The 19621-nt window shown below is 48.2% G+C and carries 16 protein-coding genes; 9 read left to right on the forward strand and 7 right to left on the reverse strand.

All coding sequences use genetic code 11. The annotated features are described in order from the left end of the window. Window positions 1-130 precede the first annotated feature (130 nt). Entirely contained in the window at window positions 131-913 is a 783-nt protein-coding gene (gene budA / locus E2R66_RS06655; RefSeq protein ID WP_158288347.1) for an acetolactate decarboxylase, read from the forward strand. 54 nt (window positions 914-967) lie between these two features. On the opposite strand, the gene E2R66_RS06660 is transcribed toward budA, so the two are convergent. From E2R66_RS06660 to E2R66_RS06675, 4 genes are all read right to left on the reverse strand, one after another. Next, window positions 968-1891, reverse strand: coding sequence for a bestrophin family protein (locus tag E2R66_RS06660; protein WP_133227607.1), 924 nt, complete (start codon window positions 1889-1891; stop codon window positions 968-970). 39 nt (window positions 1892-1930) lie between these two features. Beyond that, on the reverse strand, window positions 1931-2434 hold the full coding sequence (locus E2R66_RS06665; protein WP_133227605.1) for a hypothetical protein: 504 nt from the start codon (window positions 2432-2434) through the stop codon (window positions 1931-1933). Between the two features lie 144 nt (window positions 2435-2578). Continuing rightward, entirely contained in the window at window positions 2579-3979 is a 1401-nt protein-coding gene (locus tag E2R66_RS06670) for a HAMP domain-containing sensor histidine kinase (protein WP_133227603.1), read from the reverse strand. Window positions 3980-3984: 5 nt separating this feature from the next. Continuing rightward, entirely contained in the window at window positions 3985-4656 is a 672-nt protein-coding gene (locus E2R66_RS06675) for a response regulator transcription factor (protein ID WP_133227601.1), read from the reverse strand. Window positions 4657-4828: 172 nt separating this feature from the next. On the opposite strand from E2R66_RS06675, the gene E2R66_RS06680 reads away from it, so the two are divergent. The 7 genes from E2R66_RS06680 to E2R66_RS06710 all read left to right on the forward strand — a co-directional run bounded on the left by E2R66_RS06680 (window position 4829) and on the right by E2R66_RS06710 (window position 16667). After that, complete coding sequence (locus E2R66_RS06680; protein ID WP_133227599.1) at window positions 4829-6214, forward strand: serine/threonine protein kinase; 1386 nt, start codon at window positions 4829-4831, stop codon at window positions 6212-6214. Between the two features lie 162 nt (window positions 6215-6376). After that, window positions 6377-7774 (forward strand): serine/threonine protein kinase, encoded by a 1398-nt coding sequence (locus tag E2R66_RS06685; protein WP_133227597.1) that lies wholly within the window; start codon window positions 6377-6379, stop codon window positions 7772-7774. 87 nt (window positions 7775-7861) lie between these two features. Further along, a complete protein-coding gene (locus E2R66_RS06690; protein WP_133227595.1) occupies window positions 7862-8821 on the forward strand; it encodes a hypothetical protein in 960 nt (319 codons plus the stop codon). 95 nt (window positions 8822-8916) lie between these two features. After that, complete coding sequence (locus tag E2R66_RS06695; protein ID WP_133227593.1) at window positions 8917-10389, forward strand: PP2C family protein-serine/threonine phosphatase; 1473 nt, start codon at window positions 8917-8919, stop codon at window positions 10387-10389. Further along, window positions 10376-14452: an FtsW/RodA/SpoVE family cell cycle protein gene (locus E2R66_RS06700; RefSeq protein WP_133227591.1), complete on the forward strand. Its 4077-nt coding sequence runs from the start codon at window positions 10376-10378 to the stop codon at window positions 14450-14452. The genes E2R66_RS06695 and E2R66_RS06700 overlap by 14 nt, the downstream gene beginning before the upstream one ends. A gap of 61 nt (window positions 14453-14513) precedes the next feature. Beyond that, a complete protein-coding gene (locus E2R66_RS06705) occupies window positions 14514-15305 on the forward strand; it encodes an FHA domain-containing protein (protein ID WP_133227589.1) in 792 nt (263 codons plus the stop codon). Then, window positions 15306-16667 (forward strand): serine/threonine protein kinase, encoded by a 1362-nt coding sequence (locus E2R66_RS06710; protein ID WP_133227587.1) that lies wholly within the window; start codon window positions 15306-15308, stop codon window positions 16665-16667. Window positions 16668-16722: 55 nt separating this feature from the next. Here the strand turns inward: E2R66_RS06710 and E2R66_RS29105 are convergent, their stop codons facing one another. The 3 genes from E2R66_RS29105 to E2R66_RS06720 all read right to left on the reverse strand — a co-directional run bounded on the left by E2R66_RS29105 (window position 16723) and on the right by E2R66_RS06720 (window position 18706). Beyond that, window positions 16723-16857 (reverse strand): hypothetical protein, encoded by a 135-nt coding sequence (locus E2R66_RS29105; protein WP_262710292.1) that lies wholly within the window; start codon window positions 16855-16857, stop codon window positions 16723-16725. Window positions 16858-16912: 55 nt separating this feature from the next. Then, window positions 16913-17299 (reverse strand): hypothetical protein, encoded by a 387-nt coding sequence (locus E2R66_RS06715; protein ID WP_133227585.1) that lies wholly within the window; start codon window positions 17297-17299, stop codon window positions 16913-16915. Window positions 17300-17371: 72 nt separating this feature from the next. Further along, window positions 17372-18706, reverse strand: coding sequence for a hypothetical protein (locus tag E2R66_RS06720; RefSeq protein ID WP_240049248.1), 1335 nt, complete (start codon window positions 18704-18706; stop codon window positions 17372-17374). A 203-nt stretch (window positions 18707-18909) separates the two neighbouring features. Between E2R66_RS06720 and E2R66_RS06725 the strand changes: the two genes are divergently transcribed. Then, window positions 18910-19599, forward strand: coding sequence for an aspartate/glutamate racemase family protein (locus tag E2R66_RS06725; RefSeq protein ID WP_133227581.1), 690 nt, complete (start codon window positions 18910-18912; stop codon window positions 19597-19599). Window positions 19600-19621: the final 22 nt, after the last annotated feature.

Raw genomic sequence — 19621 nt, forward strand, 5'->3', positions numbered from 1 at the left:
GAGCGAGAGGTTTTAATGGGGATTTTGAGCAGGCAGGTAGATGATCAGCGTGCTTCGCCTACCGGTACGGCTTTACCGTTTCGTTACCTTGCCTATTTTGGATATCTTGGGCAATCATAAAAACCTGCCCATGAAAATCCTTTCCGCCTTATTTTGCCTTTTGCTAACGCTGCAAGTTTCAGCCCAGCAAAAAAAATACAACTACATGTATCAATACGGCATAGCCGATGCTTTTTTGGCGGGGCTTTACCATGGTACGTTGCCCGTAAAAGAGATGCTGCCTCATGGCGATTTCGGCCTTGGCGCGCCGGATGTGCTGGACGGCGAACTGATCATCTACAACGGCAAAGCCTATCAAACCCGTGCAACGGGAGAAACTACGCTAATGGCTGATACCGCAAAGATACCGCTGGTATTATCTACCAACTTCAAGGCCGATACCGCTTTCTACATCAATTCGCCTGCGGATAAGAAAACGGTATTGGGCCAGATAGACTATTACCTCAAAAAAGCCAACGGCCTTTACGCCATCCGCGTCAGCGGCGAATTTGCACTAGTGAAAACCCGTGCCTTCCCCAGGGCGGATAAAGAACCTTTTTTACCCCTGGCGAGCATTTTAGATCGGCAGCACTTCTTCAGCATGCCCAATATCAGTGGCACGCTCATTGGCTTTAAGCTGCCGCAATACCTCAGCAGCGTTACCATTGCCAATTACCACTTCCATTTCCTGTCTGCCGACATGACCAAAGGCGGTCACATGACAGATATGGCCGTTAACAAGGTAAAGGTGGAGATTGCGGTGTTGCAGGGCATCGATATTCAGATACCGCAGGACAGCGATTTCATGAATTTCGACTTTAAAACTGTTAAGAAAGGCGATGCCCTTAAAGCCGAGACCCCGATAAAACAATAAAGCCCCGCCGGGTGCCGGCAGAGCTGTTATTGTTATTTGATGAGCAAGCGTTATTTACAATATATAAAATACCTTTTCTTCGGTGCGTGCGGGCTTCAGATGCGGTATAGTTTCTTTTTGGCTATCGTTCAGCATCTCTTTCAGGTCGCGCTCAATGGTTTGCGATATAGCTGTGGTAGGCGTATCTGTGGGCTTGTTTTCGAACGGATCCTGTAGGTGGATGGCCATTTTTTCAACCAGTAAAAATGCAGCAGCTATGGCGATGATCAGTGGTACCTCGAATATGCCGAAGAACTCAATAAGCCCGAAAGGCAGCAGTGTAATAAACAGGTACAGGCAAAAATGGATATACGAGCTATAGGTAGATGGGAAGACGGTGTTCTTTATCCGTTCACATTTACCCATGGCGTCGCACAGGCGGGTTAGCGTGCGGTCTATCTCTACCTGTTGGTAATCGTTCAGCCAGCCGTTTTTATAAGCCAATTGGGTATCCATGCCATGCAGCTTAAGCAGGCTATTGGGCACGTTGGTATAGCGGCGACTAAATTTCACTTCCTCCTCCTCCAAAAAATCGATGCTGCGGATATAGCAATTCTGCCCGCGTAAAGACTGGCTAAGGGAATAGCACCAGGCTATCTGCCTGCGCACAAAACGCGTTTTAAAGTTTTCTTCCTCTTCGTTGCCGGCATCTAAAAAGGTGATCAGCTGGCGCGTAAGCGAGCGCGATTCGTTTACGATGGCACCCCAAAGGCCACGTGCTTCCCACCAGCGGTCGTAAGCCTGGTTAGAGCGGAACGCCAGCAACAGCGATATGATGGTGGCCAGTATGGCCGGCACCGCAATGGGTATAGATATACGGAACTGCGGGAAGAAGTAATGGAACCCGGCGATAGCCACGGCATAGGCTGCAATGAGCAGCAATTCGTTTTTAATTTTGCCTACCAGGTAGGTAACGGGAATATTATCTTTTAATAGCATAATGTTTTTTGTTAGATGTTAGATGATGTGCGGATTGGCTTAAAATTCCTGCCATTCCATTTCTTCAATGGTGTGCAATGCTTTCACTTTGGCAAGCTGCGGCGAAGGCGTAAACGGCTGCACGGTTAGCACCGGGTATTTGCTACGCTCCAGCAGTTGCGTGGGTTCATAGCTGTTTGGGGTGATTAGCGCACAGTTATAATCTTTTAGTTTGGCTATTTGGTCAACCTCTCTTGCTTCCAGGTAATTCTTGAACACTGCAACGGTGTTACCGTAAAAGAATTCAGTTTGCAGGCTTTCTATTTGATTAGGATATTGCCTCGCCAAACGGGTGCATTCGTCCATAAATTCCTGGGTTATATGCTCGTACTCGCGGCTGCGTCGCGATAGCATCAGCAAATCGGAGATAGAGTCAGACAGTCCCAGGAAATTAACCAGCAGGATATTGAACTTTTTGCCGGGCTGGCGCTGCATCAAAGCAGGGATGGTTTGCAACGATGTTAAACTAAAATCAGTCGGGATTAAGATGTTTGTGGTTTTCATATCGATGTTTTTTATTGTTTGATACAATAGTCGGCACCGGGTATTAAAACCGTTTAAGAGGAGGATTAGAAACTGATTAGAGTTTAAAAAAAAATGAGGCCCCCTCTAAATCTCCCCCGGTGGGGGAGACTTTAGCTTCAATTTTTAAGTCCTCCCTACCGGGGAGGATTTAGGTGGGGCTGCGGGGCCATGCACCGGCAACATCACCCGGATGGTGGTGCCCTTATCAACCTTGGAAGCGATAGCGATACTGCCCTTGTGCAGGCGTACGATGTTCAGGGCCAGTGGCAGCCCTACGCCGTGCCCTTCGAAATTGCCGGTATTGGATGCCCGGAAAAATGGCTCGAAGATATGCTGTACATCGCCCTCGGGGATACCGATGCCTTCATCCTGTATGCTGAAAATAACACTTTTGTTCTCTGCGATCAGTTTTAGGCTTACCGGTTTGTTTTCGGAGTATTTGCAGGCGTTAAGGGCAATATTACTCAGGGCGAGCTTTAGTAGGTTGGGGTTGCCCATCAGCAACAGGCGTTCTTCTTCCTGGGGTAGGGCCGATAAATCGATACTGAGTTTGTTTTCGGGGATGATGTTGTCCACTGCTTCTTTGATCAGCCAGATCAGTTCATCGGCGCGTATCAGTTCCCAGTTTTGTTTTTTGCCGTCGAAACCGGTTTGGGCCAGGCCTAGCAAGCTGGTGATAATATCCTGCAGGCTTTGCGCCCCGGTGAGTATCGTGCTTAGGGTGCTGCGGGTATCAGCCCCGGGTTTATCCAGGCTTTTCAGTGCCAGTTCCGCTTCGCCTTTTATCACGGCCAGGGGCGTACGTAACTCATGCGAAGCATTGCTTACGAAGTTATTCTGCGTTTCGAAGGCGGTCTCCAGCCGGTCGAGCATGTTGTTGAAGGTTTGGGTAAGCTCGGCTACCTCGTCCTTACCGTCGTAATCTTCCAGCCGCAAATGCAGGTTACTGGCGGTGATGGTATTTACCCGTTTGATGATCTTGCGCACCGGCTGAAAGGTGAGGTAAGAAAAACGTTTGCCGATAAGGTAGGCTACAACAACCGATAGTACGAAACCGATGAGTAATACATGTTGCAGATTGTTCAGCTCATTAAAGCCATAGGGGTCTGTTGCCGATACAATGATCATGACATCGCCATCGGCAAATTTGAAGATATTGCCCGCGTAAAAAACATTGTCGGTGTTATAGCGTGTTGGGCCATCGCTAATGATGCTGTTCACCAGTTCGGCCGGTACGCCTTTTAGGGAATGGCCGTTTATATAATCGGCAGGTTTTAATAGGTAGTGCTTTTCAGAAGTGAGTTTTTCCAGGTAACGCTGCCTCAGTTCTTTATAAATACCGATACTGTCTTTATCGTTATGGTGGTAAATCTGCGCTGAGACGTTGACCCTTGTTTCCAGTCGCTTGTAAAAATCCTCGAAAGTAAACTGGTGCACAAAGTAGAATATCGCTCCGCTCAATATGGTTATGAGGGCCACTGTAAGGGCTAAAAATAATAAGGCAACTTTCCGCTGGATGCTCATTTAAGTTATTTTAAGATATATCCCATGCCCACCACCGTATGTATCAGTTTGGGTTCATAATCCTTATCCACTTTTTTGCGCAGGTAATTGATATACACATCTACCACGTTGGTGCCCATGTTAAAATCGATGTTCCATACGTTTTCCAGTATCTCAATGCGCGATAGCATGTGGTTGCGATTCTTCACCAGGAATTCCAACAGCCGGTATTCGGTAGCCGTAAGATCGATGGTTTTACCGGCGCGGGTTACCGAGCGTTCGTCGGTATTGATCACCAGGTCGGCCACCTGTAGCAGGTTGGGGGCGGGGGCGTTACTGCCGTTGCGGCGGGCAAGGGTACGGATACGGGCATTCAGTTCGGCCAGGCTGAAGGGTTTTACCATGTAGTCGTCGGCCCCGCTATCCAGGCCCACTACAATATTTTCGGTAGTGCCCAATGCGGTAAGCATTAGGATTGCCGACTGGGTGTTGGCCTGCCTAAGCTGGCGGCAAACTTCGATACCATTGATACCGGGCAGCATAATATCCAGTATGATGAGCTGGAAATCGGCCTTTAGTGCCATTTGCAGTCCGGTAGTGCCATCGAGCGCAATGCTTAGTTCGTGGCCCTCGGCGGTTAAATCGCGTTGGATGATGGATACCAGCCTGGCCTCGTCTTCTATCAATAGTATCTTCATTGTGGCAAATATATACCGTCTGAATCAGGATTTACAGAATTTTAGAATTAACAGAATATAAACGAGGGTCTTTAAGCGTCGTAGCAATGCCACATTGCAATTCTCATTCTGAAAATTCTCCCATTCTGTAGATTCTGATTCAGACATTCAGTTCAGTATATTAGCACCATAAATGAGCAAAGTATTTACCATTGCCGAAGGTTTAGAAAATCTGGGTGCCTTGCGTACCGGCGGGCAGGGTTCCGTTTATAAGGGCAAGCGGCAGGGCACTATTTACTCAGCTGTAAAACTCATCCCAACGCCCATCTACGCCGAAAACGAAGACGATAAAAATTACCGCAACTTCCGCAACGAGGTGGCCAAGCTGCAAAAGGTAAACGAAATTCCCAACCCCAATATCGTCAAGATATTAAGCTCGGGCCTTACCGAGAGTGGCTCTTTCCCGTTCATAGAGATGGAATTCATCGATGGCCCGGACCTGAGCGAGCTGCTGCTGCCGCCACACCCCAAACTTTTCACCCTGAAAGAGGTACTTAAAGTAGCTGACCAGTTGGCTAGCGCACTGGCGCATTGCCATCGCCTCGGCGTAAAACATGGCGACCTGAAAAGCAATAACGTAAAATACAATATCCACACCGGCAATTACGTCCTGCTTGATTTTGGCCTGGCTATCATGACCGAAGAGCAACGCCGCAGCAGCATGCAAAATGCAGGCGCGGTAGAATTTATGGCACCCGAACAGTACGAGGGTAAAATGCTGCTGCAAAGCGATATTTACAGCTACGGCATTATCCTGTACGAATTGCTGGCCGGAGAGGTGCCATTCGTGCTGGCGGGCAACGGAGAGAATGGCCGCAACGCCATTATGCTGATGCATCTGGAGGCCACCGTGCCCGATGTATTGGAAAAGCGAAGATCGAATTTGCCGGAAGATTGGCCCGACGCGAAAAAGGCTGCCGAATTGCAGGTGCCCGGCTGGTTACTTAAACTGGTGGAGAAATGCCTGCAAAAGAAACCCACCGAACGATATGCCGATGCACTGGAATTGTACGAGGCTATATCTTTACACCAAACGCGGGTTGATGCAGCAGTGCCGGTTACCGCACCGAACAACGCTGCCGAACTGGAATGGGCATTGAAACTACAGCTCATCAAAAATCAGTTGCAGGATAGGTTGATATCTGAAATGATACTGCTTTACGATGCCCGCCCGCCCGAGGCCCTTGCCGATGAAAATAAAGCCTACTACCTGCACGAGCAGGTTACGCTGCACCACAACCACCTAAACGTATTGCTGAGTGCAAACGGGAAAGGGGATAAGGTACAGGATAGCGACATCCGCACAGCCGTAGACAAACTCCAGGCACCCGAATCGTTTGCCCACCCGGCCAAAATCGTGTTATCGAAACCCGTGCTTTATATTTTGTTAGCGGCATTAGGTGTGCTATTATTTAGCACCATTTTGCTTTGGCAGGTGTACCGCCACAACCCAACCGCCCTTAAGTTGATGAACTTGGTATTAACTATTATCAGAAGCATTTTCGCTGCGAAAAAGTAGGTTTTTGGTGAGACAATTAAATACCCGATAAATTGAAGAATTTTGAAGATTTTTAAAGATTTTCGAGGGTAATTTTGCATTACACACAACAAAGCGATTGCTTTATTGTAATTTCAACGCAAGCTAACCGTTATACGGTCGGCAGAAATCTTAACACCATAAATGAGTAAAGTATTTACCATAGCAGAGGGGCTGGAAAACCTTGGCGCATTGCGCACCGGGGGGCAGGGCTCGGTATATAAAGGCAAACGAACAGGTACTATCTATTCGGCAGTAAAGCTGATACCTACACCCATCCATACCGAAAGCGGCGACGATAAAAATTACCGAAATTTCCAGAACGAGGTTGCTAAGTTGCAGAAGGTGAACGAGATACCTAACCCAAATATCGTAAAGATATTAAGCTGGGGCGTTACCGAGAGTGGCTCTTTCCCTTACATCGAGATGGAATACATCGATGGCCCCGATCTTAACGAACTCCTGGCCCCGCCGCACGAAAAGATATTTTCCCTGAAAGAATTGCTTAAGGTAGCAGATCAATTGGCCTGTGCCTTAGCACATTGCCACAAAGTTGGCGTAAAGCACGGCGATATCAAAAGCAACAACGTAAAGTACAATATCCACACGGGCAATTATGTACTGCTTGATTTTGGCCTGGCCATCATGAGCGAGGAGCAGCGCCGCAGCAGCATACGCCATGCAGGGGCAGTGGAGTTTATGGCACCCGAGCAGCACGAAGGTAAAATGCTGTTGCAGACCGATATATACAGCTACGGCGTTATCGTCTACGAATTGCTTACCGGCGAAGTGCCTTTCCCGCTTACTGGCGAGGGAGATAGCGGCCGCAATGCCGTTATGCTTGGCCATATGGAAGCAGAGGTGCCTGATGCAATCCGCGCCCGTAAACTCAACCTGCCCGAGGACTGGCCCGAGGCAAAAATGCGGCAGGAAATGCAGGTACCCGCCTGGCTCATCAACCTGATTAATAAATGCTTGCAAAAGAAACCCGAAGACCGATTTGCCGATGGGCCGGAACTGCACGACGCTATAGTTACCGGCAGCCTTTCGGCGACGGCCGGAACGGTGGGTACGGGGATTGCGGGTGTTTCTAAAGCTAATATCGATGTACTGAAGACCGAGAACAAAAGGTTGCAGCAACAGATACTGGAGCTGCAAACTGCCCTGTCTGCCGAAACAATTGAGTATGAAGCATCGCAAATGCCTGATAACGAATCGAAAATAACGGTATCTAAATTGGGTTTCAATGCGTTGGTGGCCCTGTTGGTGTTATTCATCGGTTTTTCGGTTTACGCGGCATTTTATAAGAAAGACGCGCGGCTACCCAAGACCATCACCCAGGATTCGCTGAAAACGCCTACAGACACCCCTGCTCAAACGCCGGTTGAGCAACAAACCGATTTGCCCGCGAATGATGCTTACGAAAGAAAGCGTATCAGAGACTCTATCAAACATGTAACAGACAGTATCAGGCAAGCTGTTATAGACAGTACCACAAACGCGGAACGGGATAAAGTACAGGTAGATACGCCCCAACCGTAGCTAACAAAACATTTAATTACACCTGTACATAAAAAACATCTGTATACGTTTTATGTTCAGTAATCATCATCGGAACTTATATCACAAATGGAATCAAAACCGAATTTTTGGCAACGCATAGGCATACAGGATTGGTTCCTGACCAAAGAGAGCAGCGGCGTTTCAGGCAAGATACCGCCGCTTACACCCAATGATGTTTACGCTTACATCGTAGATAAATTCAGGGAATCGATAAAGGAACTTTCCTTCGGAGAGCGTGTAGTGTTTTACCATGAATTCATCATCAGCTTTAATGCTGAGGATTACAAAGAGTTCGTAGAAAACAAGCAGGGTCTTTTTGGGCTAATCGTACAGGAAACGGTCAAGAAGTTTTACGAAATACTGAAAGAATACCGTATAGCCGGCAAAAAGGTGGAGCCATCTGGCTCTAAGTGGGTGTTCAGGCTGGTATCGCATCCTGATTACCAACGTGGAGATAAAGGCTTCATGGGCAAACTACTGCCCGATAATAGTCAGCCAGCCAAAAAAGAGGAGAATCTTCGCGTAACCTTCATTCCCCGCCAAACAGGTATAGCCCAAACTTTCGACGTTAACCAGGATATCCTGAAAGGCTTCATCTACTACAGCGAAGGCTATTTCGAGATACCTTACCAGGAGGATTTGGAGTACAGCGAGAAAGAAGCCATTAAAGCTGATAGAAAGAGCCTTGCAAGGTTCGAGACGATCATCCCCGATAAACAGTACGCCGGTAAAAAGGTTGAGTACCTGATGAAGGACGACGATATCATCGTATCGGGCAGCGACGAGGAACGCGATGAGCAGAATATATTCAGGGTACCCAGCGAATGGGTAAATACACCGCATTTGCAGGTGCGTTTCAACAAAGCGGATGGCAAGTTTTACCTGGCCTCTTTCGGCGAGATGACCACCCTGAATGAAATGGCTGTACCCACCAGTGATATAAACGCACCCAAATGGGTAGAGCTGCCCGTAAACTCGCGCATATTGCTCAATGGCATTATTGGCTTAAACCTGTTTAAATCGTAGAGGTATGTCGCAGATATTATCCATCGGGTTATTGGTACTGGTAATATGCCTGCTGGCCACCCATTTTATTGACATTAAAAACTCCGGTAAACACAATGGCTGAAAACTTTTTTGGACTGACGGATACCGGCAAGGTACGCAGCAATAACGAAGATACCTTTATTGCCGAACGGCTGGGCAGCGGCCTCATTCTGGCCGGCGTTATAGATGGCGTGGGCGGTTACAACGGCGGCGAAGTGGCAGCAGCCATTGCCCGTGAACAGATATCGGATTACCTGGAGAGCAAGAAGGGTGAGCCTATTCCTGCTATGATTGAGGCTGTTAAACGTGCCAATAACGCCATCGCTGCCAAGAAGCTCGAAGAAAAAGAGCTGGATAGCATGGCTTGTGTGGCAACCATCGCATTGGTAGATATTGCTAACAACCAGTTCTACTACGCCCACGTTGGTGATACCCGCCTGTACTTGCTGCGCGATGCCTCGCTGATAAAAATATCTAAGGACCACTCGTTTGTAGGCTTCCTCGAAGATTCGGGCAGGCTTACGGAGCGCGAAGCCATGGATCACCCCAAACGCAACGAGATAAACAAAGCCCTGGGTTTCGGCACCAACATAGATGCCGACGATAGTTTCATCGAAACAGGGCAATCGCCATTTTTGCCGGGGGATATGCTGCTGCTCTGCAGCGACGGCCTTACCGATATGGTGGATAAGCGCGAAATAACGGCCATCATTACACAATCTGTTTCTCTGCACGATAAGGCAGCCGGTCTCATCCGCTCCGCCAACAAAAATGGCGGGCACGATAATGTTACTGTAGCTCTGGTTCAAAACGATAAAGCATCGCATCAGCACACGGCCATCGCGCCAACAGTTGAGCTAAAAAAAAACGATGAACCCGCCGCCCAAGCCAACAAGGAATACGCGTCGGCAAAAGCCGCCATAAATCCCGATAAACAAAAAGCGATGCCCGCAAAAAAAGGCAGTTTTGCCGTAGCTATACTCACTATACTTTTGCTGGTATCTTTAGGCGCTGCGGCCTATTGCTATATGCAATGGCAAAAGGAAGCCCATAGGACAACCAAACCGCTAACTCTTGGGACAGATACAGTGCGCCAGAAAGCACCTCGTAACCCGCATGAAATACAATTGCAGAATGCTATAAATATGGCAAAAGGAGATACGGTTACGCTTATAGATACCTTGTTTAAACAGCCTATAATTATCAGCGATACGCTGGATATCAGCAAGCCAAGGCTGTATATAAAGGTAAAGGGTACCATTACGCTAAAATGCGATACTGCTTATAAAGGACCAGCTTTTTCGACGTTCAAAGGTGCAAAATCTGTCGGTTTCGAAAATATTAAACTACAGGGCTTTGTGGTTGGAATCAGTACTTATAATACAGACCTCCGCCTTAAGAACGTACAATTCCTTAACTGTGCGCAGCCCATCCTGCGCAGCTTTATGCTGCCTGCGGCCAAACCCATCAATGAGGGTTTCCCGGTAACCGTGCTTTTTGCCGATTCGACAAGTAAATTCACAACAACACCAAATGGAAAGAGATAAGCAGCAAGCAACCGCCCCCGGAAGGGCGAAAGAGCGTGTGTTTTTGCTGCTGGTGGCGATTTTGTTTTCGGTATTGTTTTACAGGCTCTATACGGTTTTGCAAACCCGCTTTGCCGATGTAGAAAAACGCCTTGCCGATGGCACCATGGTAAACCTTAATGATAAAGACCCTGCGGGCAAGATCCATCAACTGCTCACCAAAGGCTACTATTTCGATGATAAGCGCGATATCGATCTGATTACCGCTACCGTTGGCAACAATATAGGCACCGGCGTAAAAATAGATAACATAGGCGAACTGAATAAAAAGAAATACTATATTGTTGCCGATGATGCCTTCCAAAACGGTGGCGAATCGTTTAAGAGCAGGGTCGCGGCATCACGCTCGTTACTAGGCTATACCGGTGCTGATTCATCGTTATTCCTCAGCGAACGTACTACCCCAATGAAGCTGCCTGCCGAGACAGATGTCGCGGCTGGCCATCATGGCATCAGCGGGGTAATTGCCGCAAAAGGCGAAGGTGTATCTGGCGTATTGGTTAGGCTTGATATGATATTGCCGCAGGATAGCCTGTATAGCGATGAAGAAACTGACGAAGTAAAATCCAGAACAAAAAGCGGCGATGGCTATAAAAAGACCTTTTACGCCGATAGCGCAGACAGGCCAAAACTGCAGGAGCTTACGGCATATGCCCGCACGGATGCAGCCGGCCAATACCATTTCAAAAACCTGCCCGATAATAAAGCTTTCAGAGTGTTACCCTTGCAGCCGGGCTACCAGTTCGGTACATCGCAGGGTACGGAGGATTTGGATGAGGATGCCGAGTTCAATTTCAGTCAGGCACCGCATACGGTAAGGTTGCTTTCCACACGTGATTTCAATATCCTTAAAAAAGAGAAATCGTTCATCGTACGCACCCCGACCGAGTTCAATAGCTGGTTTTGGATTATCGCCGGCAGTTTCCTGGGCGCTTTCCTGTTGGTGCATCTGTTCTTGTCCTGGCGTTTTCCTTTAGCCGACCAGATAATCCTGCCGGTGGTGATGATACTAACAGGCTTATCCTTCGTAACCCTTTTAAGTTTGCAAGACCCGCTGCGCGACCGCTTCCTGGCCCGCGATTCGCTGGTTTACCTGGGCATAGGCATCGTAGCCCTGCTGGTAATGCTGTTCATCAAAATGCGCCGCTTTACCGCCGATTCCTGGTTTTATAGGCTTGCCCTCTTTAAGAACAATGCCCGTGCCGCAAACGGCTGGCCCTGGGTGGCTATTGCTGCCGGCTTGCTGGTCTTGACCATCAAATTCGGAACTGGCCCTGAGGGAAGCGGAGTAAAGGTGAATCTATTCGGTTTCCAGCCCAGTGAAATCGTCAAATACCTCATCATCCTTTTCCTTGCGGGTTTTTTTGCGGCGAACGAGAAACTTATCAGCGAATACACCAGTTGGACCAAACGCTGGTCGTTCTTTGCTTTTGCGTTGATAGCCATCTTGTTTACGCTGCTGCTTTTTTTACTATTGGGCGATTTGGGTCCGGCTATGGTGGTGTGCTTCACTTTTATTGCCTTGTTTTCCTTTTCGCGGGGCGATTTTATGTTCATGGCCATTGCCGTAGTTATCTACGTGCTAAGTTCGTGGATATTGAAGAACGTTTGGTTATCGGCTTTGGCCACTGCTGTAGTGGTTGCTCTGCTGATGCTTTTCCAACGCCGTAAACTCAGCGAATCGGCTATTATGGTGCTCGTAATCATGGCCGCATTCCTCACTATCGACCAGATACCTTATTTAGGCAAGCTGTTCCCTGGCCCGGTGCAGCGTTTGGTTGATAGGAAAGCCATTTGGCAGGACCCCTGGAACAACGAAGTGTACGGTGGCGACCAGGTGGCGAACGGACTATGGGCGATGAGCAGTGGCGGCGTATCCGGGCAGGGGGTAGGCGAGGGCTTTGCCAAAACCATTCCCGAAGCGCATACGGATATGATATTGCCTTCGATGGGCGAGGAATTCGGGTGGACGGGTATCACCTGCATATTCGTGCTGTTCCTGCTGTTCCTGCACCGCTCCATTATCATCGGGCGGCGAACGGGCACGCCTTTCTTGTTTTATTTGTGTGCGGGGGTAGGTATATCCACATTCGTACAGTTCTTGCTCATAGCGGGGGGCTCGATAGGCGCCTTGCCTTTATCTGGAGTGTCGCTGCCATTCCAAAGCTATGGCGGCTCCTCGTTGGTGGCCAACTTGCTCGCATCTGGCTTTTTGCTATCAGCATCGCAGGTAAGGGGCACGCCTGTGCAAATGAAATATATCTCCAATCAGCAGGATAAAAACCTGGTGCCGGCCTTGATTGCCGCCTTAATGGGTGTTACCTTACTTACCGTAAGCGTATCGCGCTACCTGTTCAATAATAAAAAATGGGTGGTGCAGCCCGCACTGGTGGCCGATAAAAGCGGCGCGCGCATGTTCAGCTATAACCCACGCATCGCCATACTGATGAATAGGCTGCAGGCGGGGTCGATATATGACCGTGACGGCATTCTGCTGGCCACCAGCAAGCCCGAGATGGTGAAGAGACAAATGGCCAAACTGGCGGATGCAGGCGTTGGTGGCTACAATATCGATTCGGCGATGCATAAGCGTTTGGATAGATATTATCCCTTTGAAGGCCAAATGTTCTTTTGGACAGGCGACGAAAACTCCGGCGTATTTACAGGTGGCAGCAACGGTTACTTTGCGGAGTACGAGCATGCTGCCGAACTGCGCGGCTTTAAACTGCCCACAACCAATTATAACGTTACCGCAAACCGCTACCGCGAGGACCGTTTTTTGCCCCGCGGCGTGAAGGAGATGACGGTGGTGAAGAAGGATTACAGCGCTTTATCTCATTTGCTATTAGCAGGCATAAACAGCATGGCTGTAGATTCATTCAAGAACCGAAACCGCGATGTGCAGCTAACGTTGGATGCAGGCCTGCAAACCGGCATACAACGGTCGATGGAAACTGACACGTCGCTGTTGGATAACCGCGTATCGGTAGTGGTAATGGAATCAAATACCGGCGATGTGCTGGCCTCATCGGTTTATCCGCTGCCGCCTGTGCACGATTGGGAAAGGCTGACCATGAGCCTTGCTGATCAAAACCAACTGAGCAACTGGATGACCACTACCGACCTTGGCTTCACCTACGCCTCGCAGCCGGGTTCTACCGCAAAGCTCATTACCTCGCTGGCATCCTTCAATAAATTGGGGCTGGCTGCTGCAGACAAAAAGTTTCAGGTAAGCGATTTCGAGCGCATACGTACCAAGGGCATCGAACCAGATGAAACCGGCCTGATAAGCCTGGAACGCGCCGTAGTAAAATCAAACAACGTGTACTTCATCAAACTGGCCAACCAGGAGCACCTGGAAGAAGAAATGGCTACGCTATACCTTAAAACCGGGATGTTTTTGCATGGCGTTGGGGGCTACTATTACGGTCGCCAGCAGTTGAACCCGGTACAGGAAGATAAATGGCGCGCATTTTGGCGCAAAACCGAGTTCAATACCAAACCCCGGTACGATCCTAACAACATCCGCCGCACTCGCGCCAAAGGCATATCGGGTATGGCCTGGGGCCAGGGCGAATTGATTGCCACGCCCGCTGCCGTGGCGAGGCTGGCTGCGGGTATTGCTAATGGCGGGATCATGCCTAATAACCGTTACGTGCTTAAGTTTAGTGATTCCGTTAATGTTGTAAAGCCAGGCATCAAGCTGGTAAACGATACCAGGTACGCACAACTGCTTCGCCAATATATGATCGAGCAGAGCGCGCCTAAGGCTTATACGCTGGGCTTGACCGTGGCGGGTAAAACCGGTACTCCCGAGCGTATTTGGAAAAAGCAGCAAATAAACGATGGCTGGTACGTATTCTTCGCGCCCAAGCAAAAAGGCACAGGCAATATCGTAGTATGCGTAAGGATAGAATCTACCAAAGGCTCTTCAGACGCGGTGAAACTGGCCGGGAAACACGTAATACCTTTTTTGTTGAGAAAGGGCTATATTAAAAACATCGTTGCGCAAACAAACGAATAATGCCGGGGTTGAATGAAAAACCGGCAAGGTTCATCGCACATAAAATTATACGGGTAATAACATGATATTTAATTTGTTCAATAGCGATGCAAAAGGCCGCCCTGATGATGTGAAGGGTGTGCGCCATGCTTTGCTGCAATTCATCAAACAAGAACTTCAAAAAGCTGAGGGGGGAGAGGGTAGCCACATCAAAGGGCTAAGCTTATTCCTCAACTGCAGCACCACCGACAGGCACATGTACGAGGCTGCGGTGTATGCCGAACAACCCGAATTGTTTAAGGATGAGGTGCAAAGGATAGCCGATGATTTTGACTTGGGCCTGCCTGAACGATGGACGCTCGATGTGGTCTTTGATGCGGCAGTGCCCGACGAAGCTGCCCTGCTTCCAAATCTTGATGCGGCTTTTTTTATCAAAACCAATAAACATTTCATTAAACAAACGGCTACCGCGTACCTACGGGTGCTGAACGGCGAAACAGAGGAAAAGGAATATACCCTTGCCTCGGGCAGCGAAAAGCTGAACATTGGCCGTGATAAAAAAGCCCAGGGCGACGATGGTTTCTTCCGTACGAATCATATTGCCTTCCCTTCAGAAAGCAGCGACGCAGCCAATAAATACGTAAGCCGCCAGCATGCCCATATAGGCTGGAACGTGGAGAGCCAGCGCTTTGTGCTGTATGCCGATGAGGGCGGCGTACCGCCGCGTAATAAAGTGAAGATACGTTCGGAAAAGAGTGAGAACGTAATCAAGTTGCATTCTACCACCATAGGCCATCCCTTGGAGGAGGGCGATCAGGTAATTTTAGGCGAATCGGCGGTATTGGAATTCAGCTATCAGCCATTAAACAAATAAATGAGCAAAGTTTTTACCATAGCAGAGGGGTTGGAGAACCTGGGTGCGTTGCGAAGCGGCGGGCAGGGTTCTGTGTACAAGGGGCGGCGAACTGGTCTAATATACTCTGCCGTAAAGCTGATACCCACGCCGGTTTACGCCGAAAACGGCGACGATAAAAACTACCGTAATTTTCAGAATGAAGTAGCCAAACTGCAGAAGGTAAACGAGATACCCAACCCCAATGTGGTAAAGATACTCAGCTTTGGTATTGCCGAGAGCGGCTCTTTCCCTTTCATCGAAATGGAATACATCGATGGCCCCGACCTGAGCGAACTGCTCCAGCCACCGCACGAGAAGATTTTCATGCTGAAGGAATTGTTGAAAGTGGCTGATCAGCTGGCCTGCGCGCTGGCCCATTGCCACACCGTGGGCGTAAAGCATGGCGACATTAAAAGCAACAACGTAAAATACAATATACATACCGGCAACTATGTGTTGCTTGATTTTGGCCTGGCCATTATGAGCGAGGAGCAACGCCGCAGTAGCATACGCAACGCCGGAGCCATAGAGTTTATGGCACCCGAACAGCATGAGGGCAAGATGCTGATGCAGACCGATGTTTACAGCTATGGCATTATCCTTTACGAACTCCTTACCGGGCAGGTACCGTTCCCGCTGCTGGGCAATGGTGAAACCGGGCGTAATAACGTCATGGTGAGCCACTCCGAAGCACCGGTACCCGATGCCATGAAACTGCGTAAAGCTAACTTGCCTGATGCCTGGAATGCCGATAGGAAAGCACAGGAAATGCAAGTGCCTGGCTGGCTGCTGAATATAATTGACAAATGCCTGCAAAAATCTCCGGAGAGCCGCTACGTAGATGGCAACGAATTACATAGCGCTATCATCAGCGGTAGTCTTGCAACCGGCGGTGCGCTTAATGTGATAGGCCCGGCAACGCTGTTGAACGAAAACGAAAAGCTGCAAACGCAGTTGCAAGAGCGCAGCGACCCCGATATGGTAGGCATTTTGAAAATTGATGGGGGAGTAGTGCATTTGCAAAAGTCGGTTTTCAATGGCCTTGTGTTTATGACGGTGTTGTTTATGGGCCTATTCGCGTGGTCGGTACTCAGTAAAAGCACACCTGAAAAATCTTATGACCCCGTTGCCGCTAACGCTACTGTAAAACCATATAAATCTTTACTGTTCGTCAACTCCTACAATTTCGATAGCCTGAAAAAAATAAGAGCGGCGCATTTACGGGATTCAGTGCTGAAGGCGCGGGCCGCAATAGCAGTGGCTAAACGAAAGACCGACTCAACAAACATTCCACAGGAAAAACCAAAAAAGAAACGGAAGAAGTTTTTGGGATTGTTTTAAGTTAGGTAGGATAGATTTCTATCTCTTTCGTCAACGTTATCTTCGGCATAGTGGATTACAGCTTTTTGGGTGCCAGGTTCGTGCGCAGCATCTGCGTAAACAAGCGGAATTTCTCCATGTCGGGGCGATAGACATCTCTTATCAACCGCTCTTCTTCGCCGGGAAGCACCATGTTGCCTGGCGGTGTCAAACTGTTTTATTCCTATTTCATGGTACGCTAAGATACGATTTGTCAGGGATACCAACTACTCCGTTAATGCGATATACCCACATGCTACCGGTACGTAGATGCCTTTAATTTGCAAAAGGTAAATGTATTTAGAGGTGCTGACGTTATCGATGAACACATGCACTATCGTACCTACATCGCCTTTGGCTGGTTTGTATTTTTTCCATCCGCTGCGGCCGCTTAGTGCTTTGATTTCGGGGGATGGCCATTTAAGGCTTTCGCTATCATTAAGGGTAGAGTAAACGCCGCCCTCGGCGCTTATTTTGGCATGCTTACCGATAAGTTTAAGGGCTGCGGCATTATCTATGCTGCAGTAGGCGTTTTTATCGGTAGCCGGCGCAGACTGTGCTTTGCAAATGGTTACACAGCAAAGCAGAAATAAAGTTAGGCTGATCGCTTTCATATATTTGGTAGTAATGTGTAAACATAACCAATTGTAAAGCAGTTGGTTTTTTTTAAAAAAAACTGGTTATTGCTATCTTATTGTAACTACAGCCGCGCTACTGCCTTTCACAGTTACCGTAAAGCTTTTGTTGCTAATGCTGATGTTTTCGGTAGATGATGGTGTAAATGTGCCATTGGCACTAACCGTGCTATTGCTAAAAGAAATGCCATCCGCAGATGTGATAGCTGGTGCTGAAAGCCTTTCCTCTTTTGCAGTGCTTGCATTTCTACTTAACGCTAATGTAAATAAAATATCTTTTTCGCCCTTGTTTATCAGCGTTACCGAATAGCTATTATCAGTATTTGCTGATGCGTAGGTTTTACAGTTTACTTCCTGTGTTGTAATTAGCGTAGTCGGTATAATCACACCATTTTTGCTGCCATATTTAAAGGCAAGCATGGCGTAGTAAACAGGTCCTACTTTGCCATTTTCTGTTGATATCGGAGAATAAAACAGACCATTGCCGCCATGAAAGTTTACGCCCTCCGCGTTACTTTCGGCTACCTGCCACATCATATCAAGAGCCCACAAACTTGCGGCGAAAACGTTGCTGACTCCAGGCTTTCCTCCACCGTAAACGCTGTTGCATTCGCTTATGCGGAAGGGAATATTATATTTAGCCGCGGAGGCGCTAAGGGTTTGTAAAAAGTTTGGAAAAATGTAATTTGGAGCTAAGATAGTTTTGTAGTTGATGTCAGCCTTTGATGCCGGCCCACAATTGTAATGATGACCAGAAAATAGTTTTACATGGCTGCTCTCATCCTGTGCGAACCAGCGTATCCAATCGCCGTTATATGCCACGTCAGGCCCCGCCAACGGCGCGCCAGGCAGCCTCATTATTACAGCATTATAGTATGCCTCCCAATCAGCTTTAAATCCATCATAGTTATAAACAGGGCTTCGATGGTTGTATAAATGAAATACATCCGGCTCATTACCAAATTGCAATAGGTAAAGGTTGTTTTTAAGCCTACCGGCAACATACGCGGCCTCGTCAACAGCAGCCCCTACATCGTTATTGCCCAGGTTAAGCCCAAAAAGAACCTTCCAGCCAGTAACATCTGCAAATGCTGCAAGTTTATCTACATCTGAAGTAGTTAAAGTGTTAGCTGGGGTGAGGGGGGTGCGTTCAGTACCCTGCCAGGCTATTTCATCGCTGGTGTTACCGCCAATCCGTAATATGCCGGGGCCAAGGCTTTTCAGCATTTGAATAAGAGAGGTGTTATTAACGTTTAAATAGTTGGGGCTGTTAATTAATAGTTGTGTTTCATAACTCAATCCTTCAAATTGGGGCGAAATGGAGTTTCCCGGTTTATTCTGCTCGAGTTTTACGGTTACGGGGATTCCATCCTTAGTGAGTGGCATATTCACTCGCGCATCTTTTTTACACGAGACAATCAAAAAAAGAAAAAGCAAGGCTAGGTAAACTTTACGCATTCAGTCAAATCAATAGTTTAAAAGCACGATCGGCACAATAAGTTCATCGTTTCAATCGCCAGGGTACACGAATAAACAAAAATTTCGCCATATGCCGACGGCTGGTGTATCTTTATTTAAAGTTTTCATCCATGAAAACTTTAGGCCTTATTGGCGATACCAGTTGGGTTTCTACGATAGATTATTACCGCTTCATCAACCAGGGTATAAATGATAAGTTCGGCGGGGTGAATGCTGCGCGGTTGCTATTGCATTCTTTCAACTACGCCGATATCGTCAAGAACCTCGATACCAACAACTGGGAGGCGATATTGAAAATGATTGTAGGTGCAGGCACCGGACTTAAAAACAGCGGCGCGGAAGCTATCGTATTTTGCGGCAATACCACCCATCTGGTAGCGGCAGAGGCACAGCAACAGATAGGGCTGCCAATCATCCACATTGCGGAAGCTGCTGCTGCGGCCATCAAAAAACAGGGCATCAAAACGATTGCTTTGTTGGGTACGCGTTTCACTATGGAACATCATTTTTTTTCGGATAAACTACAAACCGCAGGCATCGCCGTGCTTACACCCGATAAAGCCGACCGCGATTTTATCCACGAAACGCTACTGCGTGAGATGGGCAAAGGCATCTTTAAGCCTGACACTAAGGCTGCGTACCTGCGGATTATCGATAAACTAAAGCAGCAAGGTGCCGAATGCGTAATTTTAGGCTGCACCGAAATCCCGCTGCTGATCCAGCCCGCCGACACGGATATGATGCTGTTTGATACCGCGGCTATACATTCCGCCGTTGCCGTAGAATTCGCTTTAGCTTGATACTTTACTTTAATTATTTTGC

The sequence above is a fragment of the Mucilaginibacter psychrotolerans genome, assembly GCF_004519315.1.
Classification (GTDB): Bacteria; Bacteroidota; Bacteroidia; order Sphingobacteriales; family Sphingobacteriaceae; genus Mucilaginibacter; species Mucilaginibacter psychrotolerans.